The sequence below is a fragment of the Rhodobacter maris genome, from assembly GCF_900217815.1.
In the GTDB taxonomy this organism is placed as follows: domain Bacteria; phylum Pseudomonadota; class Alphaproteobacteria; order Rhodobacterales; family Rhodobacteraceae; genus Rhodobacter; species Rhodobacter maris.
In genome coordinates this window covers 718,516-738,134 of record NZ_OBMT01000001.1, presented here as the reverse complement: position 1 = coordinate 738,134, position 19,619 = coordinate 718,516, and the positions used below count along the sequence as shown (strand labels likewise).

The window sequence follows — 19,619 nt, the reverse complement described above, 5'->3', positions numbered from 1 at the left end:
GGAGGGCATGAGCGATCACGCCTATTTCCCGCCCGCAGAGCCGCCCCGCATCCTGCATGCCGATCATGAGATCCTCGTGGTCGACAAGCAGTCGGGGTTGTTGTCCGTGCCGGGAAAGGGTGCGCACAAAGCCGATTGCCTGATCGAGCGGCTGAAGGGCGCGTTTCCGCAGGTGCTCCTCGTGCACCGGCTCGACGCAGATACCTCGGGGGTGATCGTCTTCGCCCTCACGCCGCATGCGCAGCGCCATCTTGGTCTGCAATTCGAGCACCGGCAGACTAAGAAGCACTATCTCGCCCGGCTCTGGGGGCATCTGGACCCGAAGGCGGGGCAGGTCGATCTGCCGCTCTGCGTCGACTGGCCGAACCGGCCGCGCCAGCATGTGAACCATGAGATCGGCAAGCCCGCACAAACCGACTGGCGCGTGTTGCGCCATGAGCCCGAGGGCACAACGCGGGTGCGGCTCACGCCCCTGACCGGGCGCAGCCATCAGTTGCGGGTTCACATGCTGTCGCTCGGCCATCCGATCCTGGGCGATCCGCTCTATGCCGATGGGCCGGCGCGCGATTTTCCGCGGCTGATGCTGCATGCCGAGAGCCTGCGCCTGCGCCATCCTGACGGCGGGCAATTCATGACCTTCACCGCGCCTTGTCCGTTCTGAGAGGAATAAACGCGCCGTTTCCAAAACAAAAGGCGACGGGAGTGAACCGCCGCCCTTGCGTTTTCCGCGTGTGGTGAAGGATCTCAGGCTTCCGAGGTTTCGGGCACCGGCTCGCGTGGTTCACGCGGCGGACGGCCGATCACATCGCGCAGCGCGTCGAGCTCGATGAAGTTGTCGGCCTGGCGGCGCAGCTCGTCGGCGATCATCGGCGGTTGCGAGCGAATCGTGGAGACCACGGAAACCCGCACCCCCATCCGTTGCAGCGCCTCGACGAGCGGACGGAAATCGCCGTCGCCCGAGAACAGCACCGCATGGTCGAGCCGCGGCGCGAGTTCCATCGCGTTCACCGCAAGCTCGATATCCATATTGCCCTTGACCTTCCGCCGACCCATCGAATCGGTGTATTCCTTGGCGGGCTTGGTGACCATCGCATAGCCGTTGTAGTGCAGCCAGTCGACGAGCGGCCGGATGGGCGAGTATTCCTCGTTTTCCAGAAGCGCCGTGTAGTAGAAGGCCCGCACCAGCTTGCCCCGACGTTCGAACTCCTGCCGAAGCAGCTTGTAGTCGATGTCGAATCCGAGTGCCTTCGCCGCAGCGTAAAGGTTTGACCCGTCTATAAAGAGGGCGAGGCGTTCATCCTTGTAAAACATCAATAAGTCCTTTCTATCGGTCCCGCGGCGACAGGTCGTGAGTGGTGGACGCGGAAAACGATTAACCAATACGCCAGAGAAACCGCCTGAGGTTCCTGCATAGCAACCGCCGAGTGGATAAGGTATCTGTCCTTATGTATAATAACACGATTCTCATCGGTTTAGGGTCAAATCTTCCGGGAGCGGGCGGAACGCCCGCGCAGACCCTGCTGAAAGCACTCGGGATTTTGGCCAAATCGAGCCTTGCGGTTCTGGCGGTGAGCCGGTTCTACCGCACGCCCGCCTTTCCCGCCGGCTCCGGTCCGGATTACGTCAACGCCTGCGCACGGCTTGCGGGGCCGGGCAGCCCGGAAGAGATCCTTGCGGCGCTTCACCGGGTCGAGGCCGCGCTGGGGCGGGTGCGGAGCACGCGCTGGGCGGCGCGCGGCATCGACCTTGATCTTCTTGGCGTGGGCGATGCGGTGCTGCCCGATGCGGCGACCGAGGCCGAATGGCGCCTGCTGCCGCTCGAACGGCAGATCCAGATTGCCCCTGAAGGGCTGATCTTGCCGCATCCACGCCTTGCAGACCGGGCCTTCGTGCTGGTTCCACTGGCGGAGATCGCGCCGAACTGGCGCCATCCTGTCACAGGCGCCAGCGTGGCGAGGATGCTCGCCGCCCTCGATCCGGGGGAAAAAGCCGCCCTCGAGCCGTTTTTGACGCCGGTCGACGGGATCGGCGGCTTGTCAAGCGCAGATCAACCGACTAAGTAGGCGGTTCACACCTCCCCGTTCTACTGGAGTTGCCCATGGCCCGCGTGACGGTTGAAGACTGCGTTGACAAGGTTCCGAACCGCTTCGAGCTGGTGATGCTCGCGGCGCATCGTGCCCGTGAAGTGGCTGCCGGCGCGCCGATCACGGTTGACCGCGACAACGACAAGAACCCGGTCGTCGCTCTGCGCGAGATCGCGGAAGAAACCCAGCTGGCCGACGATCTGCGCGAGCGCCTGATCGAGAGCAACCAGACCCAGATCGAGGTTGACGAGCCCGAAGAAGATTCGATGGCCGTGCTGATGTCGGGCGAGATCGACCGGCCGCGCGCCGACGACATGGACGAAGAGCGCATGCTGCGCGCGCTGATGGACGCGCAGGGCCGCGACTGAGGCGCAGGGGGGTAGCGAGCGCGGATGATCGACGTCGAAGACCTGATCGCGCTCGTTCGCAACTACAATCCGCGCTGCAATGACGACCTGATTCGTCGCGCCTATGCCTATGGCTTGAAGATGCACGAGGGGCAGTTTCGCCACTCGGGCGAACCCTATTTTACGCATCCCGTCGCGGTGGCCGCGATCCTGACCGAGCAGCGGCTCGACGATGCGACCATCGTCACCGCGCTTTTGCACGACACGATTGAAGATACCCGCTCGACCTTCACCGAGGTCGAGACGCTGTTTGGCACCGATATCGCCGAACTCGTCGATGGCGTGACCAAGCTGACCAACCTGCAACTGAGCTCGAACGCGACCAAGCAGGCGGAGAACTTCCGCAAGCTTTTCATGGCGATGTCGAAGGATCTGCGGGTGATTCTCGTCAAGCTCGCCGACCGGCTGCACAACATGCGCACGATCCGCTCCATGAAGCCGGAGAAGCAGGCGCAGAAGGCGCGCGAGACGATGGAGATCTATGCGCCGCTTGCGGGCCGGATGGGCATGCAATGGATGCGCGAGGAACTCGAAGACCTCGCCTTCAAGGTGCTCAACCACGAGGCGCGCACCTCGATCATCCGCCGCTTCGTATCGCTGCAAAAGGAATCGGGCGATGTGATCTCCAAGATCACCGCCGATATCCGCATTGAGCTGGAAAAGGCGGGCATCGAGGCCGATGTTTTCGGCCGAGCCAAGCGCCCCTATTCGATCTGGCGCAAGATGGAGGAAAAAAGCCTCACCTTCTCAAGGCTTTCCGACATCTACGGTTTCCGTGTCATCACCCGCAACGTGGCTGATTGTTATACGGTCCTTGGCCTGATCCATCAGCGCTGGCGCTCGGTGCCGGGCCGCTTCAAGGATTACATTTCCCAGCCGAAATCGAACGGCTACCGCTCGATCCACACCACCGTGTCCGGCCGCGACGGCAAGCGTGTCGAGGTGCAGATCCGCACGAGGCAGATGCACGAGGTGGCCGAGGCGGGGGTGGCGGCGCATTGGTCTTACCGCGACGGCGAGCGCGCGGTGAACCCCTTTGCCGTCGATCCGGCGAAATGGTTGAAATCCCTGAATGAGCGTTTTGGCGAGGGCGATCACGAGGAATTCCTCGAGAACGTCAAGCTCGAGATGTATTCCGATCAGGTGTTCTGCTTCACACCGAAGGGCGATGTGATCAAGCTGCCCAAGGGCGCGACCCCGATCGACTTTGCCTATGCGATCCACACGCGGATCGGCAATTCCTGCGTCGGCGCCAAGGTGGATGGCATCCGTGTGCCGCTCTGGACCCGGCTGAAGAACGGCCAGTCGGTCGAGGTGATCACCGCCGCCGGGCAACGCCCGCAGCCGACCTGGCTTGACATTGTGGCGACGGGCCGTGCCAAGGCCTCGATCCGCAAGAGCCTGCGGGAGGAAGATCGCACCCGCTTCGTCAAGCTGGGGGCGGAGCTTGCCCGCGTTGCCTTTGAGCATGTTGGCCGGAAGGTTTCCGACAAGGCCCTGCGCACCGCGGCGAAAACGATGGGCCTGCCGGACGAAACCGAGTTGCTCGCGCGTCTCGGCTCGGCCGAGATCATGGCGCGCGAAGTGGTGGAGACGCTTTACCCCGAGCTTGCCCATCGCGGCCCCGAGACGATCGAGCCAAGCCGCGCGGTGATTGGCCTCGGCGCGGACACGAGCTTCCGCCGCGCTGCCTGTTGCCAGCCGCTGCCGGGCGAGCGGATCGTGGGCATCACCTATCGTGGTCAGGGCGTGGTGATCCATGCCATCGACTGTCCCGCACTCGAGGAATTCGAGGCTCAGCCCGCGCGCTGGGTCGATCTGCACTGGCAGGAAGGGAGCCACCCGCCCGCCTATTCCGTCTCGCTCAAGATCACGATCTCCAACGATGCCGGGGTGCTCGGCCATATCTGCACGCTGATCGGCGCGCAAAGGGCGAATATTTCCGATCTGAATTTCATCGACCGCAAACCGGACTTTTACTCGCTTGTCGTAGAAGTCGAGTTACGCGACGCGGAACATCTGCACCGGCTGTTGACGGCGCTTGAGGCCGAGACGGATGTGGCGCAGGTGGAACGCTGGCGGGATCTCTCGCGCAAGCCCTGAGGACGGAAGGCAAACGTGGTTTTCAAACGGCGAGACAAGCGAAGCTTTGGCGCCACATTGCGCGATTCGCTCTGGCCGCGCGGGGGCTGGGCGCGGGCCTTCACCTATATCCGGCTGCGCCTGAACCGCCTGCCCGACCCGCCGCACAGGATCGCGCGCGGCGTCTTCGCCGGGATCTTCGTCTCCTTCACGCCGTTCTTCGGCGTGCATCTGGTGGCGGCGGCGCTGCTGGCCAAGCTGATGCGCGGCAATGTGCTCGCCTCGCTCTTTGCCACGCTCGTGGGCAACCCGCTGACTTTCCCGCTGATCGCGCTCACGTCGATCAAGCTTGGGCACTGGATGCTGGGCGAGCATTACGACGCGAGCCATTCCGACGGCCTGCTCGACATCTTTGCACAAGCCTTCGTCGACACGCGCCACAATCTGATTGCCGTCTTCACCGCCGAACCGACGCAATGGGGAGGCATGAAGGATTTCTTTCTCGACATCTTCCTGCCCTATCTGCTTGGCGGGCTGATCCCGGGGATCGTCGCGGGGCTGATCGGCTATTATATCGCGCTGCCGCTGGTGACCGCCTATCAGCATGCCCGCAAGTTGAAGCTGAAAGCACGCCTGGCCAAGCTCAAGGCGAAGCTGCCGCCGCGCAAGAGTGCAGGAGAAGAGCCGCTTGAAGGCGCGCCCGAGGGGGCATTGATGCCGCAGGGTGAGGTCGGGGGGGGCGCGATCAAAAATCGTGCCGGGCGCGATCACGAACCGGGCAGGGGCTGAGCGGAGATCTTCCCTCTGCCGCGGGCTTTGGGCATAGTGGCGCCAACCACCCCGGAGGCTTTCATGACCCGCTCGATCCGCCTTGGCGTCAACATCGATCACGTAGCCACGCTGCGCAATGCGCGCGGTACGGCCTATCCGAGCCCGCTGCGCGCGGCGCTTCTGGCGCAAGAGGCCGGGGCCGACGGAATCACGGCGCATCTGCGCGAAGACCGCCGCCACATTCGCGATACCGATATGACCGAGCTGAAGAAGGGTCTGAAGATCCCGCTCAATTTCGAGATGGCGGCCACCGAGGAGATGGGGCGCATCGCGCTCGCCACGAAGCCGCATGCCATCTGCCTCGTGCCCGAGAAGCGGCAGGAGCGCACCACCGAAGGCGGGCTCGATGTTGCGGGCGATCAGGCACGGCTCACCGCCTTCATCACGCCCTTGCGACAGGCCGGTGCGCGGGTCTCGATGTTCGTGGGGCATCAGCCCCGGCAGATCGAGGCCTCCGCGGCGATTGGCGCGGCGGTGGTGGAGCTGCACACGGGCCATTACTGCGATCTGCATTACGCGGGCAAAGTCGCCGAGCGCGATGCCGAGCTTGCCGCCTTGCAAAAAGCCGCGAAGCTCGCCGCGAGCCTCGGGCTGGAGGTGCATGCGGGCCATGGCCTCACCTTCGAGACGGTGGCGCCGATTGCCGCGATTCCCGAAATTGCCGAACTCAACATCGGCCATGCGCTGATTGCCGAGGCGGTGTTCATGGGGCTCGGCGCGGCGATTGACGAGATGCGGCGGCGGATGGACGCAGCCCGGGCGTGACGAGGCGCGGATGATCCTCGGGATCGGCACCGATCTGGCCAATATCGAGCGCATTGCCGCCACGCTGGAGCGATTCGGTGACCGGTTTCGCAATCGTGTTTTCACGCCGGTAGAAATCGCCAAAGCGGAACGGCGCGCCGATACGCCCGGCACCTATGCCAAGCGCTGGGCGGCAAAAGAGGCCTGTTCCAAAGCGCTTGGCACCGGTCTGCGCATGGGCATCGCCTGGAAGGACATGGCGGTCACGAACCTGCCCACCGGCCAGCCGGTGATGGCGCTTTCGGGCTGGGCCGCCGAGCGGCTCGCCGAGATGACGCCGCCGGGCCATGAAGCGATCGTCCATGTCACGCTCACCGACGATCATCCCTGGGCGCAGGCCTTTGTCGTGATCGAGGCGCGTCCGCTTCCCTGACGCCCCTTCCTTGACTTGCGCTCCGCGACGGGCCAAGGAAGGCGAGGTTTTTTCAAGAGGCAGAGCATGGCCAGCAAATCCGAAGGCGGCGTCGGCGAAACCATCCGGACCCTGTTCTGGGCGCTCCTGATCGCCGGGATCTTCCGCACCCTCTTCTTCCAGCCGTTCTGGATTCCCTCGGGCTCGATGAAGGACACGCTGCTGATTGGCGATTTCCTGTTCGTCAACAAGATGGCCTATGGCTATTCGCGCTATTCCTGCCCCTTCGCCTCGCCCGGCTTTTCGCCCTGCCCGATCGAGGGGCGGCTCTTTGCCTCTGAACCCGAACGCGGCGACGTGGTGGTGTTTCGCCACCCCACCAAGAACGTTGATTTCATCAAGCGGCTGATCGGCCTGCCGGGCGACCGGATCCAGATGATCAAGGGTGTGCTCCACATCAACGGCGAGCCCGTGAAGCTTGAGGATGGCGGCCAGTTTGCCGAGACCTACGCACCGCAGGGCCCGCAGGGCGGGCTGCCGCGCTGCGCCAATGCGCCGGTGGGCGAGGGGGCGGATTGCGTCAAGCCGCGCCAGATCGAGACGCTTCCCAATGGCGTGCGTCATCACATTCTCAACATCGTGAATGACGGCCCTGCCGACGATACGCCGGTCTTTGTCGTGCCCGAAGGCCAGTATTTCATGATGGGCGACAACCGCGACAATTCCGAGGACAGCCGCTTTCCGCAGAGCATTGGCGGCGTCGGCTTCGTGCCGGCGGCAAACCTGATCGGCCGCGCCGACAGGGTGATGTTCTCTTCCGCCGGCAAGTCGCTCTTCTACATCTGGACATGGCGGATGGACCGCTTCTTCAAGGCGATCGAATGAAGCTTTCGGCAGATATTTCTGCCTTCATGGACCGGCTCGGGCACCAGTTCGCGGCGCCCGAGATCCTTTTGCGCGCGCTCACCCATTCCTCGCTCGGCTCGCCCACCCGCCCCGACAACCAACGGCTCGAATTTCTGGGCGACCGGGTGCTCGGGCTTTCGATGGCGGAGGCGCTGTTCCGGGCGGATCGGGCCGCCTCCGAGGGCCAGCTCGCACCGCGCTTCAACGCGCTCGTGCGCAAGGAAACCTGCGCCGCGGTGGCGCGCGAGATCGACCTTGGCGCCGTGCTCAAGCTGGGGCGCTCCGAGATGATGTCGGGCGGGCGGCGCAAGGAAGCGCTCTTGGGCGATGCGATGGAAGCGGTGATTGCCGCGGTCTATCTCGATGCCGGGTTCGAGGTGGCGCGGGCGCTGGTGCTGCGGCTCTGGGGGGACCGGATCGATGCCGTCGAGCAGGATGCGCGCGACGCAAAGACCGCGCTGCAGGAATGGGCGCAGGCGCGCGGCATGAGCCCGCCGCGCTACGAGACGCTGGGCCGCGAGGGGCCCGACCATGCGCCGCAGTTCCGCATCGCGGTGGTGCTCGATTCGGGCGAGAGCGCGGAGGCAAAGGCTGGCTCCAAGCGTCAGGCCGAACAGGCGGCGGCAAAAGCGCTGCTCGCCCGGCTAGAAACGCTCTGAACTCGGCCCTTTCGCTTCAGGCTGGCCTCGCGGGGCGAAATCGACTATTGCGGCGCAAAGTTCAGGAGTCCAGATGACCGAAACCACCCGCGCGGGCTTCGTTGCCCTGATCGGCGAGCCGAATGCCGGCAAATCGACGCTGCTCAACACGATGGTCGGCGCCAAGGTCTCGATCGTCACCCACAAGGTGCAGACGACGCGCGCCCGCATTCGCGGTGTGTGCATGGCGGGGCAGAGCCAGATCGTGTTTGTCGATACGCCCGGCATTTTCCGGCCCCGCCGCCGGCTCGACCGCGCGATGGTGACGGCCGCCTGGGGCGGCGCCGCGGATGCCGATATCGTCGTGCTGCTGATCGAGGCGCATCGCGGCCTCACCGATGGCGTGCTGGCGATCCTCGAGGCACTGAAGGCGCGCGAGGGGGCGCAGCCCGTCGCGCTTGCGATCAACAAGATCGACAAGGTGAAGGCGGAGCGGCTTCTGGACCTCACCGAGAAGGCCAATGCCGAATACCCGTTCGTGAAGACCTTCATGATCTCGGCCGAGCGCGGCTACGGGGTCGATGACCTGCGCGACTGGCTCGCGGGCGAGCTGCCCGTCGGGCCCTGGTATTATCCGGAAGATCAGATCGCCGATCTGCCGATGCGGATGATCGCCGCCGAGGTCACGCGCGAAAAGCTGACACTGCGGTTGCATGAAGAGCTTCCCTATCAGCTCACCGTCGAGACCGAGCGTTGGGAAGACCGCCCCGACGGCTCGGCGCGCATCGACCAGATCATCTATGTCAGCCGCGACGGTCACAAGGGCATCGTGCTCGGCAAGGGCGGCGAGACGATCAAGGCGATCTCCACCGCCGCGCGCCACGATCTGGCCGAGTTCATGGGCCGCCCGGTGCATCTCTTCCTGCAGGTGAAAGTGCGCGAGAACTGGCAGGAAGAGGCCGAGCGCTATTCGGAAATGGGCCTCGACTTCAAGGACGGCAATTCCGCATGACCCCCCGTCTGCGCGCCGAGCTTTGGGTGCGGGCCTATCTCAAGCGGTTGGAACTGAACAATATCCCCGCCTATATCGCGGCGAGGGGGCAGCCCGACAGCGGCGAGGTCATGGTCAAATGCGCGACCATGGACGGGCAGGCAAAGCTCTACACCCGCCGCTTTGATCTGATGACCGACAGCGAAGCGTGGACGGTGCTCACCGAAGGCTCCGAGGCAGAGGTGGATGAGAGCATCCGCAAGCAGCGTCGCTTTGACCCCGACCTCTGGGTGATCGAACTCGAAGCCCGCCACGGCCGCACGCTGCTGGACGAAGACGGCCTGAAGGACTGACCTCCCTCCTTCCCCTTTCATCTTGCCTCAAATATCCTCGGGGGGTCCGGGGGGCAGACAGCCCCCCGGCCTTGGTTACGGGCACTCATGGACTGGCAAGACAGCGGCACCATCCTTTCGACCCGCCCGCAGGGCGAAAGCTCGGCCATAATCGAGGTGTTCACCGCCAGCCATGGGCGCCACCTTGGCGTGGTGCGGGGCGGGGGCTCGCGCAAGATGGCAGCGACGCTGATGCCCGGCGGCCATGTGGTGCTTGGCTGGCGGGCGCGGCTCGAAGATCAGCTCGGCACCTTTACTGTCGAGCCTGTCGCCTCGCGCGCGGGCGCGCTCTCGGACCGGCTCGCGCTGATGGGGCTCAATGCGGTCTGCGCGCTTTTGAGCGTTTGTCTGGCCGAGCGCGACCCGCATCCAAGGCTTTATGCGGCAACCGAGCCGCTTTTCGGCGTGATCGGAGAGGCCGCCGAGGGATGGGTCGTTGATTACCTGCATTGGGAAATGGCGCTCTTGGAAGAGCTGGGCTCGGGGCTTGATCTGAGCCGCTGCGCCGTCACCGGCACGCGTGACGACCTTGCCTTCGTCTCGCCCCGCTCGGGCCGTGCGGTGAGCCGGGCGGGCGCGGGAGACTGGGCGCCGCGGCTCTTGCCCCTGCCTTTGTGCCTTTTGGGGCAAGGCCCGGCAACTTGGGGCGAAATCGGGCAGGGGCTCGATCTCACCGGCCATTTTCTCGCTCGCTTCGCGGCGGATCATGGCCGCCGTCCGCTGCCCGAGGCGCGCCACCGGCTGATGGCCGCCATTGCCCGTCAGGGCTGAGGCCGGTCGTCCAGCACCAATTGCAAGAGCGCCAGATCGAGCCAGCGGCCGAATTTCTGGCCCACCTGCGCCATCACGCCCACCCGCGCAAAGCCGAGCTTTTCATGCAGCGCGATCGAAGGCGCATTGCCCGCCTCGATTGCCGCCACCATGACATGCCGCCCGGCCGTGCGGGCATGGTCGATCACCGCCGTCAAAAGTGCGCGACCCCGCCCGCCGCCGCGTTTATCCGCCCGAACATAGACCGAATGCTCGACCGTCGCGCGATAACCGTCAAAGGCGCGGAAAGGGCCATAACTCGCATAGCCGCAGATGCTGCCCTCTTCCTCCACCACCAACACCGGAAAGCCCTCCGCGGCGCGCGCGTTCATCCAGGCGACACGGTTCTCCGCATCGACCTCGACCTCGTTCCAGATCGCGGTCGTCTCGCGCACGGCGGCATTGTAGATCGCGGCAATGGCTGCGGCATCAAGGGGGGTGGCGTGTCTGATCATCGGGGGCTCCTTTGGCGCCAGATTGCCCGATGCCCCGCCCGGCGCAATGCAAAACGGGGCCGCAAACGGCCCCGCCTGACACCTTTCAGCCCGTTCAGCCGAGCAGGCGGCGCGCGATCACCTGCGCTTGAATCTCTGCCGCGCCCTCGAAGATATTGAGGATGCGCGCATCGCACAGAATGCGCGAGATCGTGTATTCCAGCGCAAAACCATTGCCGCCATGGATTTGCAGCGCATTGTCCGAGGCCGCCCAGGCGACGCGGGCGCCCAGAAGCTTCGCCATCCCCGCTTCGACGTCGCAGCGGTGGCCGTGATCCTTCTCCCAGGCGGAGAAATAGGTGAGCTGGCGCGCGATCATGATTTCCACCGCCATCATCGCCAGCTTACCGGAAACGCGGGGAAATTCGATCAGCGACTTGCCGAACTGCTTGCGGTCGATCGCATAGCGCATGCCGATCTCGCAGGCCGCCTGCGCCACACCGACGGCGCGCGCCGCGGTTTGAATGCGCGCGGATTCAAAGGTCTCCATCAACTGCTTGAAGCCCTTGCCGGTCTCGCCGCCAAGCAGGTTCTCGCCCTTCACCTGGAACCCGTCAAAGCCAAGCTCGTATTCCTTCATGCCGCGGTAGCCCAGAACCTCGATCTCGCCGCCGGTCATGCCCGGCGTCGGGAAGGGATTGTCGTCGGTGCCGGGGGTCTTTTCGGCCAAAAACATCGAGAGGCCGCGCCAGTCGGTCGTTTCGGGCTCGGTCCGGGCCAAAAGCGTCATCACATGGGTGCGCTGGGCATGGGTGATCCAGGTCTTGTTGCCGGTGATCACCCAATCCTCGCCGTCTTTCACCGCGCGGGTGCGCAGCGAGCCCAGATCCGAGCCGGTGTTCGGTTCGGTGAACACGGCGGTGGAGAGGATCTCGCCCGAAGCGAGCCCCGGCAGCCACTTTTGCTTTTGCTCTTCGGTGCCGCCGCAGATGATCAGCTCGGCGGCAATTTCGGAGCGCGTGCCAAGCGAGCCAACGCCGATATAGCCGCGCGACAGCTCTTCGGTCACAACGACCATCGAGGCTTTCGAGAGGCCGAGCCCGCCATATTCTTCCGGGATCGTCAGGCCAAAGACGCCAAGCTCGGCCAGCTCTTCGATGATCTCCATCGGAATGAGCTCGTCCTTCAGGTGCCATTCATGCGCATTCGGGATCACCCGTTCCTCGGCATAGCGGTGGAACTGGTCGCGGATCATCTCGAGCTCTTCCTCGAGCCCGGAGGCGCCAAAGAGGGCGCGGCCGTGGTTCTCCTGCATCAGCGCGACGAGCGCCTTGCGCGCGGCAGGCGTGTTGCCCTCGGCCATCAGCTGGCGTGCCGCTTCCGACGGGGCCCAGCTCACGCCGAGGTCGGAGAGGCGCGCGGTTTCGCCCTGGCTCATCGGGATGCCACCGGCGATCTGGTTGAGGTATTCGCCAAAGCCGATCTGCAGGATCAGCTTTTCCATCTCGCCGAACTGACCGGCCTCGGCCACCCGCGTGGCCCAGCCGTTGAGCTGAATGAGCGACTGGTTATAGGTCGCGAGCCAGGCAAGCGCATGGGCGGCAAACTGGTCTTCCTCGAGGGCGGCATTCGACACTTTGCCGCCACGGCTCACCTTTTCCCTGAGCCCGGCCGTCGCCTCGGCGGTGAGCGCGGCAATCTCGGGGAGCGCCGCGCCGGTGAGGGCAAGCAGGTCGGCAGAGAGGATCGTATCTTTCATGTCAGCCCCATGGCGCCCGGATTCGGCGCGGTTGTTGCGGTTGCAGTGTGCTTAGGCATTTTGCAGGTGCAGCGCAATAAAAATTCGCAAGAGGCAATAAATGTGTTCTAATGTGTCGCGCGCAAAAGTGTATGCCCCGTCCGCCGCCGTGCCGGTAGCGTTGCAAGCGCCCGCCTGCAGGGCTAAGCCTTGGCAAAAGAGGACTTGCCCATGACCACCGATGCCGTTGCCCTGAGCGCCGATCTGATCCGCTGCCCGTCTGTCACCCCCAAGGAGGGCGGTGCGCTTGTCTTGCTGGAAAGCGTGCTGAGCGCTGCAGGGTTCGCCTGCACCCGGGTCGACCGCGGCGGCGTGCCAAACCTGTTCGCGCGCTGGGGTGAGAAGGGAGGCAAGACCTTCGGCTTCAACGGCCATACCGATGTGGTGCCGGTGGGGGATGCGGCGGCCTGGACGCATGATCCTTTCGACGGCGAGATCATCGACGGCGTGCTTTGGGGCCGCGGCGCCACCGATATGAAAACGGGCGTGGCCGCCTTTGTCGCAGCGGCGGTGGATTTTGTCCGCGCAACCCCGCCCGAAGGGGCGATCGTGCTCGCCATCACCGGCGATGAGGAAGGGCTGGGCAAGGATGGCACCCGCGCGCTTCTGGACTGGATGGCGGCGGAAGGCGAGGCGATGTCGGTCTGCCTCGTGGGCGAGCCGACCTGCCCTGACCAGCTCGGCCAGATGATGAAGATCGGCCGACGCGGCTCGATGACCTTCTATATCGAGGCCGAGGGGGTGCAGGGTCATTCGGCCTATCCGCACCGGGCGCGCAATCCGCTCCATGCTCTGGTGGCGCTGCTCGGCCGGATGACGGCGCAGCCGCTCGATCGCGGCACCCAGCATTTCGAACCCTCGACGCTGCAGATCACCACCATCGATTGCGGCAACCCGGCCAATAACGTGATCCCGGCGAAGGCGCGGGCGACAGTGAACATCCGTTTCAACGACGCTCACAGCTCGGAAACGATCGAGAGTTGGGCGCGGGGGCTCATGACCGATCTGACAGGGCAGACAGGCGTTAGCTTCGCGCTGAAGACCGAGGTTTCCGGCGAGAGCTTCCTGACCCCGCCGGGTGAATTCGTCTCGCTGGTGAGCCGCGCCATCGTGAGCGAAACCGGGGTGGTGCCCGAGCTTTCCACCACCGGCGGCACCTCGGATGCCCGCTTCATCAAGGATCATTGCCCGGTTCTGGAATTCGGCCTTGTCGGCAAGACCATGCATCAGGTCGACGAGCGCGTCGAGGTGAGCCAGATTGAGGCGCTCAAGCGGATCTACACCCGCATCTTGCGCGACTATTTCGCATGATCATTGTCGAGACGACGGATCTGGCCGCGCCCCATGCGCTGCGTCGCGCGGTGTTCATCGAAGAACAGGGCGTGCCTGAGGCCGAGGAGTGGGATGACCTCGACGCCGAGGCGGTGCACCTGCTGGCGCTTGACGGCGAGACCCCGCTCGGCACGGCGCGGCTGTTCGTGCGGGGAGATTTGGGCAAGATCGGCCGGGTCTGCGTGGCAAAAAGCGCGCGCGGCACCGGGCTTGGCCGGGCGCTGATCCTTGAGGGCTGCGCGCGGCTCAAGGCGCGCGGCTGCACCCGCGTGCGCCTTGGCGCACAGGTGCAGGCGATGGGGTTTTACGAGGGGCTTGGCTTCGCGGCCATCGGCCCGGTCTATGACGATGCGGGGATCCCGCATTGCGACATGGAGCGGGCGCTTTAACCGCGCAGGTTCAGCGTTTCGGCGCGCAGATCGGCAAGGAACTGGCGCGGATGCTTGAGCGCTGCGGCAATCTCCTCGGCCGATTTTGCGGGGCCGATCACCGGGCTTTGCGGCTTGTTGAGCGCGCGCCGGATCTCGTAGAGCAGCAAGCCTTGCCGTATCGTGGCCGAAAGCTTGTTGGCAATCTGATAGGCCTGCGAATTGCGCCCCGGAAAATAGATCGGCAGCACCGAAGCGCCGGAACGCGCCAGCATTTTCGCCGTGAACGGGTTCCATTCGCCCTCGATCGGCGTGCCGAAGAAGGTTTCTGAATGGGCCACGGCCCCCGCCGGGAAGAGCACAATCACACCGCCCGCCTTCAGCGTGGCCATACATTCGGCGCGCATCTTCAGGCTGTCTTCCTGTGCATTGGGTTCATGAGGGAAGGGCACCGGCAGCATGAACTCGGCAATCTCGGGAATGCCGGTCAGGAGCGAGCGGGTGAGGATCTTGTAATCGGTCCGCACCTGCCCGATCAGATAGGCGAGCACCATGCCGTCTACGAGCCCGTGCGGGTGGTTCGCCACCACCACGAGCGGGCCGGTTTTCGGAATGCGCGCGATTTGCTCGGGGGGGGTGGTGACCTCGACCCCCATGATCTCAAGCGCCTGCGGCCAGAACGGCTGGCCGAAGGGCGCGCCGCGGCGCTCGAACTTGCGGATCAGCCGCAGGAGCTTCCACTTCGCAGTCAGCCATTCGATCGCGCGGATCGTGTTTGCCTTCCACGGATTGGTGAAAGTTCCTGCATAGGAAAGCCGCCCCTTGTCATAGGGTTTTGGCTCCTCTGCCTGCGCGATAGGGCGCCCCTCTACGTTCACTCCGAACCCCTTTGCCTTGCGGCTCACATCTCTTCGCCAAAGCGGTCCGCCACCAATGTGGCGAGGGCTTCGGCCAGCGCTTCGGCTTCTGTCCCGAACGTGGTCACCTCGATCGAGGTGCCGCGTGATGCTGCCAGCATCAGAAGACCCATGATCGAGTCGCCTGATACTTTCATGCCGTCCTTTTCCACCTCGGCGCGCGCGTCATGCGCCTCGACGACCTCGACGAACCGCGCCGAGGCCCGCGCATGCAGGCCCTTTTCGTTGACGATCTTCAAGACCCTGGAGACGCTCACTTCGCCGAAGCTCCGCCGGTGGAATAGCAGTTGATGTATTTGCGCCCCGCATCGAGCGAGGCCTCGACGGCAGCATGAACACCGAGGCTGCGCGATTTCGCAAGCTTGATCAGCAGCGGCAGATTGGCGCCATAAATGATCTCGCGCCCGCCCGCCTCGCAGGCCATCAGGCTCAGGTTGGAGGGCGATCCGCCGAACATGTCGGTCACCACGACCACGCCATCGCCCTTGTCGACCGCATCGGCGGCGGCCCGAATCTCGGCCTGTTTCGCAGCACGGTCATGGTCGTCCTCTATGGTGATCGCGCGGATGCCCTCCTGCGGGCCCACAACATGCTCGACCGCCGCGAGATATTCCCGCGCCAGACCACCATGTGCCACGATCACGATTCCGATCACGCGCCGTTTGCCTCTTGTGTTGCCGGCTGGGCCTGCGCCCGCCGCTCGAGTTCCCTGTGCCGTTTAGACACTTGCCAGCCCGCCTGCGCAAGGGTCTTGGCCACCGCTTCCGTCACGACGACCGAGCGGTGTTGCCCGCCGGTACAACCAAAGCCGACAGCGAGATGGGCCTTGCCTTCCTCAATATGGGCCGGAAGTTGAAAGAGCAGCAGGCCGCACACCTTTGAGAGGAATTCCTCATAGCGCGGATCGGTCGCAACATGAGCCGCCACCGCCGGATCGAGCCCGGTGAACGGGCGCAGCGCAGCGACCCAATGGGGATTCGTCAGGAACCGGCAATCAAACATCATGTCGAGCCCGCGCGGTGTGCCGCGCTTGTAGCTGAAGCTGTGCACCGAAACCGCAAGCCGGGCGATCTTGCCCATGTCGAACCAGCTTCCGACCTCGGCCCGGGCTTCGTGGGGGCTCATTGCCGAGGTGTCAATCAGCACATCGGCGCGCATCCGGATCGGCACCAGCAGGTCGATTTCCTGTTCGATCCCGGTCAGCGGTTGCGCTTCGGGCGAGAGCGGATGGCGGCGGCGGGTCTCCGAGTAGCGGCGGATCAGCGTTTCAGGGCTTGCGTCCATATAAAGCACTTCGAGCCGCAGCCCGGGCGTGCGCGTCAGCCGGTCGATCAGTTCGATCAGCGCGGCGGCGGAAAAGTCGCGGTTGCGCACGTCGATGCCGAGCGCCATCGGCCGGGGCAGGGGTGCCTCAAGGAGTCGCGGCACGAGGCTGAAGGGGAGGTTGTCGATCACCTCGTAGCCAAGGTCTTCAAGGGCGGTAATTGCGGTTGTGCGGCCCGCGCCCGAGGGCCCGGTGACAAGTACGAGCCGGGTTTCCGGCTCGGCAGACGCGGCGCCCTCGGGCAGCATTACGTGCGGCGGCTGCGGACCTGTCTCGGTCACATCGCTCTCCCGGCCTTGAGCCATTGCAGGATTGTCACCTCAAGATGACCATGTTGCAGTCGCAGCACAAGGGGCAGGCTGTATCCCAACAGCGTGAGGGAGCGTTCGGGCGGCAACCGCTCCGTTTCCTCCCGCCCCATGTCGACGGCGAGCACGATCCGCGCAGCGTCAAGGGGCTGTGCCCGCAGGAGGCCCGCCCCCCGAGCCTCGATCAATCCCCGGATCGGCTCCGGCGCACGCGCGACCAGAGTGCCGGACCCGGAGGAAAGCAGCACCCGGTCATCGGCAACGAGCGTGGCGCCAAAGGCCATCAGCCGCAAGGCAAGGCTCGATTTGCCAGACCCGGAAGGGCCGAGGATCAGCACGCCACGTTCGGGCGTCAGCGCAACCGCGGAGGCATGCAGCGTCTCGCCCGTCAAGGCTCAGACCGGCAGGCCGACCACGAACCGCGCACCAAGCGGCTCGGAAGTGATGTCGGCATCGGTGGGGCGGATGTTTTCGGCCCAGATCACCCCGCCATGTGCCTCGACGATCTGCTTCGAGATCGCGAGACCAAGGCCTGAATGGTCGCCGAACTGGCCCTCGGGGCGTTGCGAATAGAAGCGCTTGAACACTTTGGTCAGCGCCTCTTCGGGGATGCCGGGGCCGGTGTCTTCCACCACCACGAGCACGCGGTTCTCGCGTTTGCGGGCCCAGACGCGGACTGCGTCTCCATCTTCGCAGAAGCTGATCGCATTGGTGATGAGGTTCACGAAAACCTGTGCGAGGCGTTGCTCGAGACCGGTGATACGGATCGGCTCCGCCGGCAGGTCGGTGATGAAATCGACGCCATTTTCGGCCGCCTGCTCCCCGAGATACTGGCCAAGATTGCCGAGCATCTTGAGCAGATCGAAGCTTTCTTCTTCTTCTTCTTTCACGAGTTCGCTGTCGAGCCGCGATGCATTGGAAATGTCACTCACCAGCCGGTCCAGCCTCTTGACGTCATGATCGATCACCTCGAGCAATCTTGTGCGTTGGTCGTCACGTTTGACGACATGGAGCGAAGCCACCGCCGAGCGCAGGCTGGCGAGCGGGTTCTTGATTTCATGCGAGACATCGGCGGCGAATTGCTCGTTCGCATCGATGCGGTCGTAAAGCGCCGCCACCATGCCGCGCAGCGCGCCCGAAAGGCGGCCGATCTCGTCGGGGCGGGCGGTCAGGTCGGGAATGCGGATCCGCCCGGGGGCGAGCTTGTGCGAGTGCCGGTCGCGCCCGATCTCGGCCGCGGAAGCGAGGTCGGAGAGCGGGTTGGCGATAGTCGAGGCGAGCACGAGGCTCAGCCCGATCGAGACGATGATCGCCACCACGAACATCTGCAGCACCTGTTCGCGCTCGACCCGCACGAGCTTGTCGATCTCGCCCGCCGCCGAGGTCATTGCCACCGTGCCGACTCTGGTTCCGTTGTGATAAAGCCCGGTCGCAACCGAGAAGATCGTCGCCCCGGCCGGATTTCGGCTCGTGGTCATTACGGTCTTGCCCTTCTCGACCTGCGTCACCAGCCCCTCGGCGATGCGGCGAGTATCGAGCTGCGGCGAGCCGTCGCTCTCGCGGTGCAGCAGAGAAGCCGCCCATTCCCAGGCGCGATTGAGCAGATCGGTGATCATCGTCGAGCGTGCGTCGATTCCGAGCCCCTCGACGCGCTGGCGCGGGGCCGAGCCCACCGCGTCGGAATCGGCCAATAGATTGCCCGCCGCATCGAAGACAAAGATCGTCGCGCCCTCGGGCAGTTCGATGCCGCGCATCGCCTCGGCCACGTCGATGCCGTCTCCGGCGGCGAGATTGACCGGCGCCGCCGCGGGCATCCGCGCCTCGAAGACATCGGCGACAAGTTCCGCCTCGCTGACGATCGCGCTTTCCCGCTGGAACACGAGGCTGTCGCGGAACGGATTGAGATAGAGCACCCCCGCTACCATGACCACCATGGCAAGCAGGTTGAAAGTGATGATCTTGCGCGCCAGCGGCGAATGGTTGAGCGAGATGAAGCCGCGTTTTGCCCGCCCGCGCACGAGATCGGCATCGACGGCCCCCTGCGGGCTTTCCCAGTCCTCGCCGAGGACCACATCCGTCTCGGATTTCGCGGGCCGTCTCACGCGCGCACCACCAGCCTCCATATGCCCGGCAATGGTCATTCTTCGTTGTATCGGTAGCCGATGCCATACAGCGTCTCGATGGCGCTGAAATTATCGTCGACCGTGCGCATCTTCTTGCGCAGTCGCTTGATGTGGCTGTCGATCGTGCGGTCGTCGACATAGACCTGATCGTCATAGGCGACATCCATCAATTGATCGCGGCTCTTCACGAAACCGGGCCGCTGTGCGAGTGCCTGCAGGAGCAGGAACTCGGTCACCGTCAGCGTCACTTCCATGCCCTTCCAGGTCACCGAATGGCGCAGCGGATCCATCGTCAACGAGCCGCGCACGATCACCTTGGTCTCTTCGGTGGTCGCCACCTCGCCGGTGGAGATCACTTCCTGTCGACGCAGAAGCGCGCGGATGCGTTCCACCAGAAGCCGCTGACTGAAGGGCTTTTTCACATAATCGTCGGCGCCCATGCGCAGGCCGAGCACCTCGTCGATCTCGTCATCCTTGGAGGTCAGGAAAATCACCGGGATCGCGGTCTTCTGGCGGAGCCGTTGCAAAAGCTCCATGCCATCCATGCGCGGCATCTTGATGTCGAGCACCGCCATATCGGGCAGCCGCTTGTTGAAAGCTTCGAGCGCGGCCTGACCGTCGTTGTAGGTCTCCACCTCATACCCTTCCGCCTCGAGTGTCATCGACACGGAAGTCAAAATGTTGCGGTCGTCATCGACCAGTGCGATCCTCGACATGT

The 19,619-nt window shown here is 64.6% G+C and carries 24 protein-coding genes; 14 read left to right on the top strand and 10 right to left on the bottom strand.

What is annotated here, in order from left to right:
- Positions 1 to 7: 7 nt before the first annotated feature.
- Complete coding sequence (locus CRO22_RS03560) at positions 8 to 661, top strand: pseudouridine synthase (RefSeq protein WP_097068695.1); 654 nt, start codon at positions 8 to 10, stop codon at positions 659 to 661.
- Between the two features lie 83 nt (positions 662 to 744).
- Here CRO22_RS03560 and CRO22_RS03555 read toward each other — a convergent pair whose 3' ends face one another.
- Positions 745 to 1,311 (bottom strand): LabA-like NYN domain-containing protein, encoded by a 567-nt coding sequence (locus tag CRO22_RS03555; protein WP_097068694.1) that lies wholly within the window; start codon positions 1,309 to 1,311, stop codon positions 745 to 747.
- 134 nt (positions 1,312 to 1,445) lie between these two features.
- Here CRO22_RS03555 and folK point away from each other — a divergent pair, with 134 nt between their 5' ends.
- The 11 genes from folK to recO all read left to right on the top strand — a co-directional run bounded on the left by folK (position 1,446) and on the right by recO (position 10,258).
- The gene (folK, locus tag CRO22_RS03550) at positions 1,446 to 2,063 is read left to right on the top strand and encodes a 2-amino-4-hydroxy-6-hydroxymethyldihydropteridine diphosphokinase (RefSeq protein ID WP_097068693.1); all 618 of its coding nucleotides are present in this window, start codon (positions 1,446 to 1,448) and stop codon (positions 2,061 to 2,063) included.
- 35 nt (positions 2,064 to 2,098) lie between these two features.
- Entirely contained in the window at positions 2,099 to 2,452 is a 354-nt protein-coding gene (rpoZ, locus tag CRO22_RS03545; protein WP_097068692.1) for a DNA-directed RNA polymerase subunit omega, read from the top strand.
- 24 nt (positions 2,453 to 2,476) lie between these two features.
- Positions 2,477 to 4,594 carry a RelA/SpoT family protein gene (locus CRO22_RS03540; RefSeq protein ID WP_097068691.1) on the top strand — a complete coding sequence of 706 codons (2,118 nt, stop codon included), beginning with the start codon at positions 2,477 to 2,479 and terminating at the stop codon, positions 4,592 to 4,594.
- Between the two features lie 15 nt (positions 4,595 to 4,609).
- Entirely contained in the window at positions 4,610 to 5,362 is a 753-nt protein-coding gene (locus tag CRO22_RS03535; RefSeq protein WP_097068690.1) for a DUF2062 domain-containing protein, read from the top strand.
- Between the two features lie 63 nt (positions 5,363 to 5,425).
- Positions 5,426 to 6,169, top strand: a complete 744-nt coding sequence (locus tag CRO22_RS03530) for a pyridoxine 5'-phosphate synthase (protein WP_097068689.1) — start codon at positions 5,426 to 5,428, stop codon at positions 6,167 to 6,169.
- Positions 6,170 to 6,179: 10 nt separating this feature from the next.
- Positions 6,180 to 6,581: a holo-ACP synthase gene (gene acpS / locus CRO22_RS03525; RefSeq protein ID WP_097068688.1), complete on the top strand. Its 402-nt coding sequence runs from the start codon at positions 6,180 to 6,182 to the stop codon at positions 6,579 to 6,581.
- 66 nt (positions 6,582 to 6,647) lie between these two features.
- The gene (lepB, locus tag CRO22_RS03520) at positions 6,648 to 7,445 is read left to right on the top strand and encodes a signal peptidase I (protein ID WP_097068687.1); all 798 of its coding nucleotides are present in this window, start codon (positions 6,648 to 6,650) and stop codon (positions 7,443 to 7,445) included.
- Complete coding sequence (gene rnc, locus CRO22_RS03515) at positions 7,442 to 8,125, top strand: ribonuclease III (protein ID WP_097068686.1); 684 nt, start codon at positions 7,442 to 7,444, stop codon at positions 8,123 to 8,125. The genes lepB and rnc overlap by 4 nt, the downstream gene beginning before the upstream one ends.
- Positions 8,126 to 8,198: 73 nt before the next feature.
- The gene (gene era / locus CRO22_RS03510) at positions 8,199 to 9,116 is read left to right on the top strand and encodes a GTPase Era (protein WP_097068685.1); all 918 of its coding nucleotides are present in this window, start codon (positions 8,199 to 8,201) and stop codon (positions 9,114 to 9,116) included.
- On the top strand, positions 9,113 to 9,448 hold the full coding sequence (locus CRO22_RS03505) for a DUF1491 family protein (RefSeq protein WP_097068684.1): 336 nt from the start codon (positions 9,113 to 9,115) through the stop codon (positions 9,446 to 9,448). Before era ends, CRO22_RS03505 begins: the two co-directional genes overlap by 4 nt.
- An 87-nt stretch (positions 9,449 to 9,535) precedes the next feature.
- Positions 9,536 to 10,258 (top strand): DNA repair protein RecO, encoded by a 723-nt coding sequence (recO, locus tag CRO22_RS03500; protein WP_097068683.1) that lies wholly within the window; start codon positions 9,536 to 9,538, stop codon positions 10,256 to 10,258.
- On the opposite strand, the gene CRO22_RS03495 is transcribed toward recO, so the two are convergent.
- Together CRO22_RS03495 and CRO22_RS03490 are read right to left on the bottom strand one after the other, a co-directional pair.
- Complete coding sequence (locus tag CRO22_RS03495) at positions 10,249 to 10,752, bottom strand: GNAT family N-acetyltransferase (protein WP_097068682.1); 504 nt, start codon at positions 10,750 to 10,752, stop codon at positions 10,249 to 10,251. The genes recO and CRO22_RS03495 overlap by 10 nt on opposite strands.
- Positions 10,753 to 10,846: 94 nt before the next feature.
- On the bottom strand, positions 10,847 to 12,490 hold the full coding sequence (locus tag CRO22_RS03490; protein ID WP_097068681.1) for an acyl-CoA dehydrogenase family protein: 1,644 nt from the start codon (positions 12,488 to 12,490) through the stop codon (positions 10,847 to 10,849).
- Between the two features lie 210 nt (positions 12,491 to 12,700).
- On the opposite strand from CRO22_RS03490, the gene dapE reads away from it, so the two are divergent.
- Together dapE and CRO22_RS03480 are read left to right on the top strand one after the other, a co-directional pair.
- Positions 12,701 to 13,840, top strand: coding sequence for a succinyl-diaminopimelate desuccinylase (gene dapE / locus CRO22_RS03485; protein ID WP_097068680.1), 1,140 nt, complete (start codon positions 12,701 to 12,703; stop codon positions 13,838 to 13,840).
- Positions 13,837 to 14,250, top strand: coding sequence for a GNAT family N-acetyltransferase (locus CRO22_RS03480; RefSeq protein WP_097068679.1), 414 nt, complete (start codon positions 13,837 to 13,839; stop codon positions 14,248 to 14,250). The genes dapE and CRO22_RS03480 overlap by 4 nt, the downstream gene beginning before the upstream one ends.
- Here CRO22_RS03480 and CRO22_RS03475 read toward each other — a convergent pair.
- Genes CRO22_RS03475 through CRO22_RS03445 form a run of 7 tightly spaced genes read right to left on the bottom strand, consistent with a single transcriptional unit; the run spans position 14,247 to position 19,617 of the window.
- Complete coding sequence (locus CRO22_RS03475) at positions 14,247 to 15,107, bottom strand: lysophospholipid acyltransferase family protein (RefSeq protein ID WP_097068882.1); 861 nt, start codon at positions 15,105 to 15,107, stop codon at positions 14,247 to 14,249. The two genes, CRO22_RS03480 and CRO22_RS03475, sit on opposite strands and share 4 nt — an antisense overlap.
- A gap of 23 nt (positions 15,108 to 15,130) precedes the next feature.
- Complete coding sequence (locus CRO22_RS03470; RefSeq protein ID WP_176518526.1) at positions 15,131 to 15,403, bottom strand: HPr family phosphocarrier protein; 273 nt, start codon at positions 15,401 to 15,403, stop codon at positions 15,131 to 15,133.
- Positions 15,400 to 15,801 carry a PTS sugar transporter subunit IIA gene (locus CRO22_RS03465; RefSeq protein WP_097068677.1) on the bottom strand — a complete coding sequence of 134 codons (402 nt, stop codon included), beginning with the start codon at positions 15,799 to 15,801 and terminating at the stop codon, positions 15,400 to 15,402. Before CRO22_RS03465 ends, CRO22_RS03470 begins: the two co-directional genes overlap by 4 nt.
- The gene (gene rapZ / locus CRO22_RS03460; RefSeq protein ID WP_097068676.1) at positions 15,798 to 16,718 is read right to left on the bottom strand and encodes an RNase adapter RapZ; all 921 of its coding nucleotides are present in this window, start codon (positions 16,716 to 16,718) and stop codon (positions 15,798 to 15,800) included. Before rapZ ends, CRO22_RS03465 begins: the two co-directional genes overlap by 4 nt.
- Positions 16,719 to 16,747: 29 nt before the next feature.
- The gene (locus CRO22_RS03455) at positions 16,748 to 17,170 is read right to left on the bottom strand and encodes an HPr kinase/phosphorylase (protein ID WP_097068675.1); all 423 of its coding nucleotides are present in this window, start codon (positions 17,168 to 17,170) and stop codon (positions 16,748 to 16,750) included.
- 3 nt (positions 17,171 to 17,173) lie between these two features.
- Positions 17,174 to 18,919, bottom strand: coding sequence for a stimulus-sensing domain-containing protein (locus CRO22_RS03450; protein ID WP_097068674.1), 1,746 nt, complete (start codon positions 18,917 to 18,919; stop codon positions 17,174 to 17,176).
- Positions 18,916 to 19,617: a response regulator transcription factor gene (locus tag CRO22_RS03445; protein WP_097068673.1), complete on the bottom strand. Its 702-nt coding sequence runs from the start codon at positions 19,615 to 19,617 to the stop codon at positions 18,916 to 18,918. Before CRO22_RS03445 ends, CRO22_RS03450 begins: the two co-directional genes overlap by 4 nt.
- Positions 19,618 to 19,619 lie beyond the last annotated feature (2 nt).

Excerpts from the sequence above, each read along its gene's own strand:
- CRO22_RS03560 (WP_097068695.1), top strand. The coding sequence starts at position 8 with ATGAGCGATCACGCCTATTTCCCGCCCGCAGAGCCGCCCCGCATCCTG.
- CRO22_RS03445 (WP_097068673.1), bottom strand. The coding sequence starts at position 19,617 with ATGTCGAGGATCGCACTGGTCGATGACGACCGCAACATTTTGACTTCC.
- CRO22_RS03490 (WP_097068681.1), bottom strand. The coding sequence starts at position 12,490 with ATGAAAGATACGATCCTCTCTGCCGACCTGCTTGCCCTCACCGGCGCG.
- rnc (WP_097068686.1), top strand. The coding sequence starts at position 7,442 with ATGAAGCTTTCGGCAGATATTTCTGCCTTCATGGACCGGCTCGGGCAC.
- CRO22_RS03540 (WP_097068691.1), top strand. The coding sequence starts at position 2,477 with ATGATCGACGTCGAAGACCTGATCGCGCTCGTTCGCAACTACAATCCG.
- lepB (WP_097068687.1), top strand. The coding sequence starts at position 6,648 with ATGGCCAGCAAATCCGAAGGCGGCGTCGGCGAAACCATCCGGACCCTG.
- CRO22_RS03480 (WP_097068679.1), top strand. The coding sequence starts at position 13,837 with ATGATCATTGTCGAGACGACGGATCTGGCCGCGCCCCATGCGCTGCGT.
- era (WP_097068685.1), top strand. The coding sequence starts at position 8,199 with ATGACCGAAACCACCCGCGCGGGCTTCGTTGCCCTGATCGGCGAGCCG.
- folK (WP_097068693.1), top strand. The coding sequence starts at position 1,446 with ATGTATAATAACACGATTCTCATCGGTTTAGGGTCAAATCTTCCGGGA.
- recO (WP_097068683.1), top strand. The coding sequence starts at position 9,536 with ATGGACTGGCAAGACAGCGGCACCATCCTTTCGACCCGCCCGCAGGGC.
- dapE (WP_097068680.1), top strand. The coding sequence starts at position 12,701 with ATGACCACCGATGCCGTTGCCCTGAGCGCCGATCTGATCCGCTGCCCG.
- rapZ (WP_097068676.1), bottom strand. The coding sequence starts at position 16,718 with ATGCTGCCCGAGGGCGCCGCGTCTGCCGAGCCGGAAACCCGGCTCGTA.
- rpoZ (WP_097068692.1), top strand. The coding sequence starts at position 2,099 with ATGGCCCGCGTGACGGTTGAAGACTGCGTTGACAAGGTTCCGAACCGC.
- CRO22_RS03495 (WP_097068682.1), bottom strand. The coding sequence starts at position 10,752 with ATGATCAGACACGCCACCCCCCTTGATGCCGCAGCCATTGCCGCGATC.
- acpS (WP_097068688.1), top strand. The coding sequence starts at position 6,180 with ATGATCCTCGGGATCGGCACCGATCTGGCCAATATCGAGCGCATTGCC.
- CRO22_RS03530 (WP_097068689.1), top strand. The coding sequence starts at position 5,426 with ATGACCCGCTCGATCCGCCTTGGCGTCAACATCGATCACGTAGCCACG.
- CRO22_RS03450 (WP_097068674.1), bottom strand. The coding sequence starts at position 18,919 with ATGACCATTGCCGGGCATATGGAGGCTGGTGGTGCGCGCGTGAGACGG.
- CRO22_RS03505 (WP_097068684.1), top strand. The coding sequence starts at position 9,113 with ATGACCCCCCGTCTGCGCGCCGAGCTTTGGGTGCGGGCCTATCTCAAG.
- CRO22_RS03555 (WP_097068694.1), bottom strand. The coding sequence starts at position 1,311 with ATGTTTTACAAGGATGAACGCCTCGCCCTCTTTATAGACGGGTCAAAC.